16 protein-coding genes are annotated in these 12,367 nt (G+C 37.7%); 5 read left to right on the top strand and 11 right to left on the bottom strand.

Annotated features, from left to right (window positions below):
• Nucleotides 1-712: 712 nt before the first annotated feature.
• Complete coding sequence (locus CW745_RS12095; protein ID WP_101108946.1) at nucleotides 713-949, bottom strand: hypothetical protein; 237 nt, start codon at nucleotides 947-949, stop codon at nucleotides 713-715.
• Between the two features lie 252 nt (nucleotides 950-1,201).
• Here CW745_RS12095 and CW745_RS16685 point away from each other — a divergent pair, with 252 nt between their 5' ends.
• Nucleotides 1,202-1,375, top strand: coding sequence for a hypothetical protein (locus tag CW745_RS16685; protein WP_193755600.1), 174 nt, complete (start codon nucleotides 1,202-1,204; stop codon nucleotides 1,373-1,375).
• A 359-nt stretch (nucleotides 1,376-1,734) separates the two neighbouring features.
• Here CW745_RS16685 and CW745_RS12085 read toward each other — a convergent pair whose 3' ends face one another.
• From CW745_RS12085 to CW745_RS12065, 5 genes are all read right to left on the bottom strand, one after another.
• Nucleotides 1,735-2,406 carry a cold shock and DUF1294 domain-containing protein gene (locus CW745_RS12085; protein WP_101108944.1) on the bottom strand — a complete coding sequence of 224 codons (672 nt, stop codon included), beginning with the start codon at nucleotides 2,404-2,406 and terminating at the stop codon, nucleotides 1,735-1,737.
• Nucleotides 2,407-2,445: 39 nt separating this feature from the next.
• Nucleotides 2,446-3,051: a class I SAM-dependent methyltransferase gene (locus CW745_RS12080; RefSeq protein ID WP_101108943.1), complete on the bottom strand. Its 606-nt coding sequence runs from the start codon at nucleotides 3,049-3,051 to the stop codon at nucleotides 2,446-2,448.
• Between the two features lie 18 nt (nucleotides 3,052-3,069).
• Entirely contained in the window at nucleotides 3,070-3,507 is a 438-nt protein-coding gene (locus CW745_RS12075) for a hypothetical protein (RefSeq protein ID WP_101108942.1), read from the bottom strand.
• Nucleotides 3,507-3,869: a rhodanese-like domain-containing protein gene (locus tag CW745_RS12070; protein WP_101108941.1), complete on the bottom strand. Its 363-nt coding sequence runs from the start codon at nucleotides 3,867-3,869 to the stop codon at nucleotides 3,507-3,509. Before CW745_RS12070 ends, CW745_RS12075 begins: the two co-directional genes overlap by 1 nt.
• Before the next feature lie 403 nt (nucleotides 3,870-4,272).
• Complete coding sequence (locus CW745_RS12065; RefSeq protein WP_101108940.1) at nucleotides 4,273-4,521, bottom strand: DUF3297 family protein; 249 nt, start codon at nucleotides 4,519-4,521, stop codon at nucleotides 4,273-4,275.
• Between the two features lie 248 nt (nucleotides 4,522-4,769).
• Here CW745_RS12065 and CW745_RS12060 point away from each other — a divergent pair, with 248 nt between their 5' ends.
• Nucleotides 4,770-5,273, top strand: coding sequence for a fasciclin domain-containing protein (locus CW745_RS12060; protein ID WP_101108939.1), 504 nt, complete (start codon nucleotides 4,770-4,772; stop codon nucleotides 5,271-5,273).
• A 273-nt stretch (nucleotides 5,274-5,546) separates the two neighbouring features.
• On the opposite strand, the gene CW745_RS12055 is transcribed toward CW745_RS12060, so the two are convergent.
• Nucleotides 5,547-6,803: a Y-family DNA polymerase gene (locus CW745_RS12055; protein ID WP_101108938.1), complete on the bottom strand. Its 1,257-nt coding sequence runs from the start codon at nucleotides 6,801-6,803 to the stop codon at nucleotides 5,547-5,549.
• Nucleotides 6,803-7,213, bottom strand: a complete 411-nt coding sequence (gene umuD / locus CW745_RS12050) for a translesion error-prone DNA polymerase V autoproteolytic subunit (RefSeq protein ID WP_101108937.1) — start codon at nucleotides 7,211-7,213, stop codon at nucleotides 6,803-6,805. The genes CW745_RS12055 and umuD overlap by 1 nt, the downstream gene beginning before the upstream one ends.
• 338 nt (nucleotides 7,214-7,551) lie before the next feature.
• Here umuD and CW745_RS12045 point away from each other — a divergent pair, with 338 nt between their 5' ends.
• On the top strand, nucleotides 7,552-7,869 hold the full coding sequence (locus tag CW745_RS12045; RefSeq protein ID WP_101108936.1) for a hypothetical protein: 318 nt from the start codon (nucleotides 7,552-7,554) through the stop codon (nucleotides 7,867-7,869).
• 31 nt (nucleotides 7,870-7,900) lie between these two features.
• Here CW745_RS12045 and CW745_RS12040 read toward each other — a convergent pair whose 3' ends face one another.
• Both CW745_RS12040 and CW745_RS12035 read right to left on the bottom strand, forming a co-directional pair.
• Nucleotides 7,901-8,254, bottom strand: coding sequence for an NINE protein (locus CW745_RS12040; RefSeq protein ID WP_101108935.1), 354 nt, complete (start codon nucleotides 8,252-8,254; stop codon nucleotides 7,901-7,903).
• A gap of 240 nt (nucleotides 8,255-8,494) precedes the next feature.
• A complete protein-coding gene (locus CW745_RS12035; RefSeq protein WP_101108934.1) occupies nucleotides 8,495-9,412 on the bottom strand; it encodes a M14 family metallocarboxypeptidase in 918 nt (305 codons plus the stop codon).
• A 269-nt stretch (nucleotides 9,413-9,681) separates the two neighbouring features.
• Here CW745_RS12035 and CW745_RS12025 point away from each other — a divergent pair, with 269 nt between their 5' ends.
• Complete coding sequence (locus tag CW745_RS12025) at nucleotides 9,682-10,617, top strand: glucosaminidase domain-containing protein (protein WP_101108932.1); 936 nt, start codon at nucleotides 9,682-9,684, stop codon at nucleotides 10,615-10,617.
• Between the two features lie 74 nt (nucleotides 10,618-10,691).
• Here CW745_RS12025 and CW745_RS12020 read toward each other — a convergent pair whose 3' ends face one another.
• On the bottom strand, nucleotides 10,692-11,504 hold the full coding sequence (locus CW745_RS12020) for a Cof-type HAD-IIB family hydrolase (protein ID WP_101108931.1): 813 nt from the start codon (nucleotides 11,502-11,504) through the stop codon (nucleotides 10,692-10,694).
• Between the two features lie 390 nt (nucleotides 11,505-11,894).
• On the opposite strand from CW745_RS12020, the gene CW745_RS12015 reads away from it, so the two are divergent.
• The gene (locus CW745_RS12015) at nucleotides 11,895-12,107 is read left to right on the top strand and encodes a cold-shock protein (protein ID WP_101108930.1); all 213 of its coding nucleotides are present in this window, start codon (nucleotides 11,895-11,897) and stop codon (nucleotides 12,105-12,107) included.
• Nucleotides 12,108-12,367: the final 260 nt, after the last annotated feature.

Below are 12,367 nucleotides of genomic sequence, written 5' to 3'. Positions count from 1 at the left end.
GGATCAATTCTATTAGATTGGCAGCGATTTGTTTATAAAATACTCCAATAAACTACCATTTATCAGTTTGTTACAATCATTCGTCTTACCCAATTCTCTCCTGAAACCCTTGTTATCACTGTCTCTAACTAGCAGTTTGAATGGTATTTAGGCGCTCTGTGTTAAAATCTGGCGCGTAATTAAGGTATTTCCCCTAACTAATAAAAGCTACGCGACAAAATTATTAGGAAATAAGTTTTAGGAAAATTGATTTCAAATTCTCTGATTCGTCAAACTAGCTTTCAGCCTTCCAAAATAATATGAAAATATTTAAGATAAATTTAAGGGGCTTCTGCGACTACTTTAAGTCTTCTTTCATATGGTCATCCGCTGATACTCTGGCTCTGATCCTTGCTTGAGATTATTATCATTATCTACTCCCCATCATCTTGCTCTGCCTATTAGAAAGCTATCAATACTCATTTTTGCTAAGGTTGTTTAATTTATGCTCTCTCGTTTTTTCTTCAATACCTATATATGTACCATCATCAACTTTCTCTAGAAATTTTTTAGTGTTTTTACTTACGACATCTTTACCTATATCTGGATTTTCTGATCTATCTTTTAAAATGTCCTACTAACCTATTTGCTGAATACCTATTCTTGTCGCAGAAAATCAGATTAAGACGCTAATTAATCTAGCTTTACAGCTTTTTAATTTAGGTTATAAGCACTATTGAAACTCATCACCCTGATTATCTAAACGCTTACAACCGCACTGTTGGCAGACAACATATCTGTCCATGAGATCAAGTGCTGCGCCTACCGGGCTTGCTGAGCCTGCGATAAATCCTGAAATAAATGCACGAAATTTTTCTTTTCTCGTTGTGCCAAATTTTGAAGGTTTTTGTTTAATTAGTTCTTTATGAAGCGTTTCATGATTACATTTACTGCAAAATTGTTTACTCATTTTTCTCTCCCAATATTGAAAATATTATGCTGTTATTTTTCACCCATAAAGATGTGCAATACGTTTTTCACACTCATGTAATTGTATACGCAGTTTGATCAGTTGCATTAATAGCAGTGTGGTATCAACGCCCCACTCTGCTGTAGTGCCTTTCGATCTTTAGACATAATATGCCTTTATGTTATTTGTGGCAAATAAATATCTTTAAAAGGTTATTTTTATCATTTCAGGGGGATATTTGATAAGGCAATAATGACAACTATCAATGATGGCAGTAATACTAATGTTCCATATCGCAGTGAATCTTTATCTTCCTTTTCTGCGTTATTGTGCCGATTTAATTTTGTGGCCAACTGGGCTGCGGACTCAACGTTACTCCATCGCAGTAACAACATAGCGCCTAAGAACATTCCGGCTAAGCCATAAAATAATAGGTAATAAGCACTTTCTACGGTGTGAGATATAAAATAATGAGTGTATGCACTGTTTAGTATGAATATAAATATCAACGTAAAGTGTGTTATGTATTTAATCATTTTCCCTCCATTTATTGTCTTGGCAATAAATTTTATTTTGATAGTTACATTGCAAACTTTACTCCAATAGATAAGCTTTTGATTTTATTGGCTTTTCCTTTTTTATGATTGTGGGAGGGGTAAAAATATTCCCATAATTGGGACGTAAAAATGCCAGTTTTGGGAATATTTAAGAAGAGGTAAATGAAGGTGATTTAGTTTAGGCGGATATCTGCCTCGCCTAATAAGCTTAACTTATGCAAATTGCCATCAGAGTATCGAACTTATTAACGGTAAAATAATATCATTTAGGAGATAATGCCCCTGCTCTGTATACATAATCAATAGTGCACTTATATTAATGAATACTGTTAGCCGGTATGTGGTAATGAATTCACTTTTACTGGTTTTATGTCGTAATTGCTGTTGTGCAAACATCGCTCCAGGCCACCCACCTAATACTGACAATAAGTGCAAAGTAGACTCTGGTGTTCGCCACTTATTATGCTGTGCTGAATATTTATCTTTCGCGTAGGCAAGGATAGTTAGCAGACTAATAATGAGATAAGTAAAACCAACAACAACAGGTAACTTCCCCATTAAAACCGCGCTAAGTAAGGCAATACTAAATAGTAGAGACAGAACGGAACCAAACAGAGCTCGCTTTACTCTTTTGTGCTGTTTACTTGTCGCGTTTTTGTGTATTTTGGGTTGCGCCCTCTCTTGGGCGCTATCGCGTGCAAATTTTATATTAATTGCTTTGTAGCGGTTGTTCGCTTCATTGACTAGTTGATAGGTGATCACTTCGCCATTTATCGGTCGGCGTGATCTTGGCGTAAATGCTTTAATATGTACAAACGCACGCGTACCTCCGCCATTTGGCTCAACAAAACCAAATCCTTTAGCATCATTCCATTGACTTATTTTACCTTGATACTTCATTTTTTTTCCAAATAGGTTAACGATGAACTATTAGCGATTTTACTGTTTATTTTTTTGTATTATAAAATAGCTATGCAATTCTGGATATTGGTCAAACTCAAAGTGTTTAACACTACACTGCAAATTTAATATAAGTGTTAAAAAGCCAGTAATACCTAATGTTGAATACGATACTGTAGGCCCCATAAAACTATCAGTTTCCTGCCCCTCTTTTTCTGTGCCTCCACATGAAAAAATGAAAACGCCTTCCGGTGATAAACTCTCGACAAGTTTACTGATCACCGTCACTTGCTGATCTAAAGGAATATGCCAAATACTATCCCAAGCACTAATAAAGTCATATTTTTTCGGGGGAGTCCATTGGCAAATATCGGCATGATAAAAAGTGATTTTAGGGTGTCTTTTTTGTGCAATAGAAAGCATCTTTTGAGAAATATCAAGGCCTTCAGGTTGAAGACCTTGCTCTTGTAATAAATCGATAAAGCGACCGGTACAACCGCAGCCTACGTCGAGTGCATTACCATGAGCAGTGATAAATTTAAGTGCCCTTTGGTGGGCATTAATACCATTGTTACGGTTAAATTTTTTACTTTGCCATAGGTGAGTTATTTTATCATAGGCCTTAGCGATATCAGTTGGTAGCATGGCTAGCCTTTGATTTTTTTAAATATACTTTTGGGCCCATTTTATTGCCTCTTCTTTATTTTCAAAATGACGGTATTCTAACCCCGCTACTTCGAAACAGCGTTTGTATTTGTCTATCATTAATATCGCCCCTTCTATGTCTTGGTTGAAAACAAGCGCACTGACTCTGGCTGATAAACCGGCACGCTTTTGCGCTTTTAAGTGACTTACAAATGCGCTAAATACCTCTTCGGTAGCCAAGCAAGATTGCTCAAATATAATAACTTCCGCCCAAGGTTTTTGCTTAACTTTCTGCAACACCTTTGATTCTATCTCATCTAGTGCACCAAGCAGTTCTAAGTTAAAGGGACCTAGCGCTTGAAACTGTGCTATCTGATTATCAATGATTGAAATATTGACACGTCCATGGGGCCTAAATTTTTGGTAATCAACACTATCCGTAGAGCCTTTGCTCATTAGTTTTGTTCCTGTTGGCTTGCTTGCGCCTTTAAGCGTTGTTGAGTTTGTCTTGCTTGTTCAATACTCCCCTCGTTAAATACGTTCTTATAGCCGAGCTTGTTAAGCGCTTGTTGTGCAATTCCTGCTCTGTTGCCACTGCGACAATAGAGGTGAATCGGAGTCTCTTTGTTTGGAAATAGCTTACTAATCGTATTTACTATTTCTGTGTGTGGAATAAGAAGATCACCTTCAATGTGGTTAATTTGATGCTCTGCAGGAGATCTCACATCCACCCAAACAGCCTCTGCGTGAGAGAGAATAGGAAAAACGAAAAGTAGTAGTATTAGTGCCTTCTTGAGTACCAGTGTTAGATTGTGCATTCCATGCTCCTTTTATAAGCTTTTATCTATGCGCTGATTTATCCTATAAACGTAATGTTCAAGAAAAATATTTAAGTGCACTAAACTACCCCATTGAAGGTAATGAGTACTAGAAAAACTTATTATTTTACAACTAAAGTTGATTTAACTAGGGTCTGTTGAACTTTGTCGTTTAAATTTTGTTCAACACAACGCGGTTTGAGAAAGGTAGACGCAATGTGGTTTAGCTATTCTAAGCAAACTTCCTCTAATTATGTGGAATAACCACAAGCCTTAGACTCTGCTTTGTATAAATAGCAAAATGTTTCTTTATTTTGTCATGTTCAGAAGTACTGTTATTGCTAAAAAGCCAGTAAATTTCTTTACTAGCTTTGATCTGATAAGTGGTTAGTAGGCATTTAGGTTACTTGTAAAACGCTTCTACTGTCCCTTTTAGAGTTCTCATTAGTGGTTGGCCACGACGATCTAATGCTTTGTGTGCAGGGACTTTTACCCAGCCTTCGCTAATGCAATATTCTTCAACGTCAAAACGTTCTTTACCATTCAAGCGGATACCGATGTCATATTGAAAAATTTCTTCTACATGATGTGGGCTACGTGGGTTTCCTGAAAGGCGATCCGGTAATTCTGGTTGAGTCTGTGTATCGTTCATGTTGTGACCTACTGATAAATAAAAAGTGCATCATTGTAGTCAATATCCTGAAAGTGCTCAAGCTTTGCTAACACAATTACCTTCGCTTTAATTTACTCTTGGTTTTACGCGATGATCAACTACTGAAAAATAATATTCATCAATTTTATTTTTCAGTAGTTGATCGATTTGACTCAGCCCTTCGTAAATATCATTAACACTGCTACAACGATAAACACTTACATACCAATCATTACAAGGAATATATTATGTTTAACACATTAAAATCGATGACTACATCACTACTACTAGTATCAAGCTTGGCATTTAGCGCTTTCTCACATGCAGGGCATCATGGCATGAAAAAAGATATTGTTGATGTCGCTGTAGAAAATGGCTCATTCACAACGTTAGTGGCGGCTGTTAAAGCGGCTGATCTGGTCGGTACCTTAAAAGGAGAAGGTCCATTTACTGTGTTTGCACCAACTGATGAAGCATTCGCTAAACTACCAGCTGGTACAGTGGAAATGCTTCTCAAGCCTGAGAATAAAGACAAGCTCATCGCTGTACTTACTTATCATGTCGTAGCTGGAAAAGTGATGGCAGAAGATGTTGTGAAACTTGAAGTTGCTCCTACTTTACAAGGTCAAACCGTGATGGTAAAAGTTGAGGATAATAAAGTAATGATTAATAACGCTACAGTTATTGCTGCTGATGTAAAAGCTAAAAATGGCGTTATTCATGTTATCGATACGGTGCTTTTGCCAAAATAACTTATGATATTGATATTATGCCTCATACGCACTCATTGATGAGTGCGTTTTACTTCAGTCTGTTTAATTGTAGAGTTTTTCGCGAGCAACATTTAAACGGCAAGATAAGCAGTCCTAGTATTGCAACCTATCACTTGTATTACCTTCCAAAGACTATTTAACCTCAATTATACTTAACCGCAATTTTGCTTAATGGAAGCGTTATCTAAGCGTGATAGCATTTTAATCAGATAGTGGCATTTTATCGCTTTGCTTATTCATAATTAAGGTTATTTAACAACGAATAGGTGGAATATGACGCCAATTCGTTGTGTATTGAGGTGTTAGTCCTTCACGACGCATAGACCATTTTTGATCAATGCCCTGTGCAGCTAAAAATGCACTATCGCGACCATAACGCTGATTTATTTTATCTAATACCGTCATTAAAGGAATATTTTCCGGCGCAGGGGTAAATAGATCCCACTGTTGGTGTGCTTCGCTAGAAAGATTTAATAAACCTACTCCAACTTTGTAATAGGCAACCCCCTGATGATATAGCTGATGGATATTGTCATTAATTATTTTAATCAATGATACCGTGTTATTAGTTGCAGGGTGAATTGATACGAGTATTTTATAACTACAGTGCTGTTTATCAAAAGGACTATTGGCTGCAAAAACCATTAATGACGCGCATAAAGAGTGTTGCTTACGTGCTTTAACTGCGGCTATCGAAGCATGTTTTGCCAGCACTTGCTTTAGTGAGTCAATATCAGTGATGCGTTTCCCTAAACTACGTGTTGAGAATATTTGTAATTTATCTGCCCTGGCTTGATCCCACTGTTTACATGGTTGTCCATTTAATTCGTTAATCGTACGATGTAGTTCAACATTAAACCCTGCGGGTAGGTGATGAGGTTTTAGTTGGCTAAGTTGCCCTGCTGTTGTAATACCATTTTGCTGTAGTTTATGCGCGGTTTTTCGCCCTATTCCCCATATATCTTGCGGACTAAGTTGTGCTAAGGCTTGTTGTTTAAAGTGTTCGTCATCAAGTACGCAAACTCCATTAAACCCCGGCCACTTCTTCGCGAGATGGTTTGCGAGTTTGGCTAATGTGAGTGTTTTTCCAATACCAACACAGACCGCTAATCGCGTTTCTTTCCACACTGCCCGGCGAATTTTTTGTGCGTGTTGAGCTAAGTCTGTGATGGCATATTGGCTGTTATGAAAGCTTAAAAAAGACTCATCGATTGAATAGATATGCTGCTGTGGTGCAAAACGACCAATCACCTGCATCATTTTATGAGACAAATCTGCATACAATTCGTAATTAGAGGAACAAACAATAATACCTGCGTTTTCACACAGGGTGCGCACTTTGTAAAAAGGCTGGAATTTTTTAATACCAAGTGCAATAGCCTGCTTATTGGCTGCAACAATACAGCCGTCGTTATTAGAAAGTACAATCATTGCTTTTGCCCGCCATGCAGGTCGAAAGACTTGCTCCGCGCTGCAATAAAAGGCGTTTGCGTCCACCAGCGCAAACATTATAAGTGTGCTTCAAGTAGTTGTGAATGACGATGACAACGGATAGAGCGTATCACCACGCCTTCGATAGTAAACTGATCATCTTCATGGATATGAATCGCAGTGTAATGAGGATTAGCAGAAACTAATAAGCGCGCGCTTATATTGAGTATTTTACAAATAAACTCGCCATTTAAGTTTGCCACAATCACATCGGACTCTTTGGCTGTGATATGGCGATCAACGATCAGTATATCACCACTAAAAATCCCAACCCCTTGCATCGAGTGCCCATCTGCTCGACCAATAAAAGTTGCACTAGGGTGCTCAATAAGTAGTGCATCTAAGCTTAAAGGAAGTTGTAGGTAGTCGCTAGCTGGGCTTTCAAAGCCGGTAATGCCTGCACTTGCTGTTATTGGAATAAATTTCATAAATTACCGCTGTATATAAAAACAGTTTAATTATAATTTAGAATTTTATAAGTACAAGTAATACTAATCGAATTGAGTATGCGATCTAAATTTTGCGTAGAGAAAGTGATTTATGCTGTTTGCTATGAAGTGTCTTTGCGCTATCAAAGTGTAAATGGCAAAGATTTTTTATTGTTCCTATACTGCTTAGATAATCAGGCTTAAGGCGAATATATTAAATAAAACAACGGCGAATAATAACTGCCCTATCTCACTGGTTAAACTAAGCGATTCCTACGCAATATTTGCGCATTAAATGAAGGAGTTGTTATACATAACATAGCTATAGGGGACTAAATATGAGCGTCTTTTTTGTTATTTTACTTATCGCTACAATCACTTATTTATTTATTAAGTTTGCGCAACAAGAAGCGTTAGAGCCTTTTTATCAGCAAGCGGTGTTAGATATCGAGGGGCGCTTAGATTGGGCGCTTAGTCGCTCTTATTATCCTTTTGGGATGAAAGCACAGATAGAAGTCTCTGATACGTTATTGCATAAAGCAAAGGATTTACGCGACCATCAGCAATTGCATCAAGCTTATCAAGTAGCGTTACAATCACAGCATGCGATTGATAACGCACAAAATATTTATATTGATGCTTTGCATAAGCGATAAGGTCGCGTTTTAATGACGTATAAGAAGGTCGCTATACTTGTCCATATTTTTCATTGAAGGCGTCATCACTCATCGTCAAAAAGAGAATGAACTCAATAAATGCAACAATTGATGGAATTAGTGTCCAGCAAAAAAGTAGGTATAAAAAACCTAAACCAATCTGCCCTAAATAAAAACGGTGTACACCAAAGCCTCCTAAAAAGAACGCTAATAATGCAACGGCTATTTTGCTTTTACCATTAGGCGCTGTCGCCCCTAATGCACCAGGTACTGGTGTTTGTCTTACACCACATTTAGGACATATCTCTGCTTTTATATTGATCACATTACCGCAATCAGTACAAAATTTTTCATCTGCATTTTTGCTTTTAAACTCTGCATCCATTATTAATGACTCTCTCTTATGTGAAAAAAAATCTACCATAAATTATAAAATATTGGCTCAATTATTATCAATCTAAAATAACCTTTACTGTGATAATTCGCAATCTAATAAGGCTTAGCTCAAGGTAAAATTTTATCTAAATAGTTGTCCTATTTGCAAAAATTCAATAAAGAGGTAGGTTATTTTAAGCAGTAAAACAGTTCAGCTATTGATATAAACAGGCTGTAACGTTTTACTAAACTATCGCTTTTGCAAAAATTCGAGAGCAGCGACAATAACTTCAACCTGTGCATCAATACAGTCTTTATCGTTAACACGTGGGCTATCAGGATAAACTTCTGTAGTCGTTACATAGGGGGCATCCGTTAATCCCATGCATAAGCCAAGTGCACGCGCTTCATAATTTATTACGCCAAACTGTGTAATAGGTGTACCAATCAACTCTTGATTTGTATCGGCCTGCGCAATATGTGAAACACTCTGAACACGCTCTATAATTGCTTTTTGAAAATCATGCTGTGGTTTTTGCTTATCACCGACGAGATAAAAACCATCTGGTATCTCTGAATATTTGTCGATGAAGGCATCTCTAGCTGCCAAAGCAGGCCTAAACTCACTGTTATCGGTATCTGTTGTTTCATGAAGATCAATGTGAGCTAAAAAACTTACCCCTTCAGCGTGTAAAAAGTCCATGATAGCTTGAGACTCTTGCGCTGGACTATTACGATAGAATGAACGATTAGGATCAACTGCATCTGGGTTCCAACGGTTAATTGTTTCATATCCCCAAGGGCTGATGCAGGGAGCGATGATAAAATTAAATTGTTTTAGGTACTGACTAGCGATATTTTTTGCAAAGTGAAGTGCGCCATGTACACCACTGGTTTCATAACCATGAACTCCTCCTGTCACTAATATAGTAGGAAGATGATCTTGCCAATTTGAAGATTTCAATGCATATAAAGGATAATTACCTTCAAGATAGAAAAGTGTTGCATATTGCTGTTTTTTAAAATGATCATCAATGCTCTCAAGTTCGGTAAGCACATCTTTTTTATAGCTACGTTTAATTGATTGTTGTGCTCGCCACATCGCTTTTTCAGGGGCTCCCCACTTTTGACCGATGCTGCCAATGGGGTAATCTACGGTTTCGTGCATAACTGTTTCCTAATAAAATTGATAGTATTAACATTAATGGCTTAAGCTAACATAAAAACTGTGGCTGAATGATGCTTTTACAGTAACCTCAAGGTATTAAAGGTGCTTATGACTAAGCCACACCCCATCTGCCTTGCTAAAAACGCGTTGTGTTGAACAAAATTTAAACGGCAAAGATCAGCCGCCCCTAGTAATTCATGTTCGAATAATTGTAATATTAATGCGTAAAAACGGCCCCCTCTTTTAATCATACTTTTAGGAAGTAACCTGTGTTTAAACATATTACCTATACAACGCTCGCGACAATTATCGGCGTAAGTTTATCATTAACTGCATGCAGTGAGTCTAATCAGACAGATAATGTAATCGCCAATAGTGAACAATGTACATCGGCACCCAAGCAAGTTTCTGTTAAATCACTGGATGAATTAAACGCACTTTTCACAGAGCTCAATTACACCGAAAAGAATTGGAATGACAGCACACGAGATATACCTTGCCTTATGTTTAAGAAAGTTTCGTCTAAATGGGTTAAAAATTCTCCTGACTTGCCCGTTGAGACTAAAAAAACAATCTTTTTTCGTTTAATGTCGCCGTTGATTTTAATGGCAAATGAAGAGATATTACAACAACGAAAAGTGGCAATAAAGGCACCATTAGGGTCAAAAGCATTAAGGGAATTAGCACTTAACTATGCAGTGATTAAAGATTTAGAGACGCCTATTTCAGAGCAACTTAGAAGTGAATTATTATCGCGGATCGATATTGTACCAGTGTCTTTAGCGCTAGCACAGGCTGCTGAAGAGAGTGGCTGGGGGACGTCACGCTTTGCCCTTGAGGGAAATGCTTTTTTTGGACAATGGGACTTCTCTGGTAACGGCATGAAACCAAAGCAACAGCGAGAACATTTAGGTAACTATGGGGTGGCTAAATTTGACAGCCCTCTTGCTTCAGTCAAGGGCTATATGTTTAATATCAATACCAATAAAGCTTATGCCAACCTGCGTTCATTACGGGCAGAGATGCGAGATGGTGAAAGCGTTATTAGTGGCTATGAGCTGGCATCTACTTTAGATAAATACTCAGAGCGAGGTGAAGCCTACATAAAAGGATTACGTCGAATGATTCGAGTGAACAAACTACAACCTTTAGATGAAATGAAGCTGGACAATAGGCAAGTAATAGCGCTAAAAACAAGTAAATGAATTAATTAAACTCAGTGTTGGTTAGCGCCATGTCAATCCAATCGCGCTAACCTATTCATAGCTATAGAGATAAGTTATCTGTGTTTAAGTGCATGTTGCTCAATCGCGACTGCAACGCCATCATTAACATTACTCAATGTGATCACATCAGCCAGCGCCTTAGTAGCATCGTCGGCATTTTCCATCGCTACTGCGATACCTGCAAAGGATAACATCGCGTGATCATTTTCAGCATCTCCTACACACATTACCTGTTCTTCAGAAAGATTAAGAACTTGCGCAAGCTGTTGTATGGCAAAACCTTTATCACATTGCGGATGTAATACCTCAAGAAAAATAGCCGCACTGCGGAGTACGCTATAGTTGGCTTTTAATGAGTTTGGTAATTGCGTAATCGCATTGCTGAGAGTTTCTTCGTCTGCCACCAGCATTACCTTGATGATCGTTTCATCATCGTCAATAGTGGTAAAATCTACTTCTTTAGCAACAATATCATTTAAAGTCGCTTCAAGCTCAGTCCAAGGATTATGTTGGTGTGTAATAAGCCCCTGTGTTGCAGAAAAAGCATGGATATGCACGCCTAATTGTTGGCTCACTGCAAAAACAGCTTTCGCATCTGTCCCGGTGAGGCTAGTTTGATATAGTATTTCGTTACTCGCAACACGTTGAACTAGTGAGCCATTATATGAAACAACAAAATCTTGTTCAGTTGTTAAACCTAATTGTTGAAGGTATTTTTGTAGCCCATGACGTGGTCGCCCAGAGGCTAATACTACGTTAATCCCCGCTTTTTTGGCTGCTTTAATCGCGTCACAGTTGCGCTTAGAAATTAGTTTTTCCTGATTTAAAAGAGTGCCGTCCATGTCGAGTGCGATCAGTTTAATCATAGTCATATGCCTTATAGTCATTCAAATTGAATGTGATTGCGGAATTGCTTAGCAGGCTTAGTGTATCTTGTTTTCATTTTGAAAAAAGCGATGAGGTCAAAACAAAAGTATTCTGGAGGGGAATACCAATCTCGATAAACAAGTGATCTAAAATAGTATCTTAAGTTAAAAATAAAATTAGGCGTTAAGACTTTTGTAGGGTACGATGCACTTGCTCTGTAAGTCAGAGTTATTAATGAAATTATAAAGTCCAAGTTATTCTCTCAGTTACTCCCGCGTCACCGTAGTTGTCCTTAGTGTATCCCTTAGCTTCATCGTCACATTCAATAATTCAGTTATCAGCGCTTCGCATATTGCGATATTTTTATGAATTTATATAAGGGACACAACATGTCTAATTCAACAACAGGTTTAGTAAAGTGGTTTGATGAAGCAAAAGGCTTTGGATTTTTAACACAAGATAACGGCGGTGCCGATGTATTTTGTCATTTTCGTGCTATCGCTTCTGAAGGCTTTAAAACATTAACAGAAGGCCAAAAAGTTTCATTTGAAGTCGAACAAGGTCAAAAAGGCCTACAAGCATCAAATGTTATCGCTTTATAGTTAGTTGTATCTAACACGATAAGAGGTTGGCTTAACATGGCAAACCTCTTAATTTTACGGTTCGTTATAACGTTTAGATTTATTGCTGCTACTAATGTTCATTCCATTCACACGCTTGTGTTATGTCATTTTATATTTAATTAGCTTAATCAAATCAACGGTGTCACGATCTCTCTTTCAATATTAAGGAATATTTCTATGGCTCGTACAACGGGAAGAAAACGATTTTGGTTTCAACAAAATCGTGATCAAAAAACAGA

Source organism: Psychromonas sp. psych-6C06 (genome assembly GCF_002835465.1).
Classification (GTDB): domain Bacteria; phylum Pseudomonadota; class Gammaproteobacteria; order Enterobacterales; family Psychromonadaceae; genus Psychromonas.
This window is presented reverse-complemented; position numbering and strand designations above follow the sequence as displayed.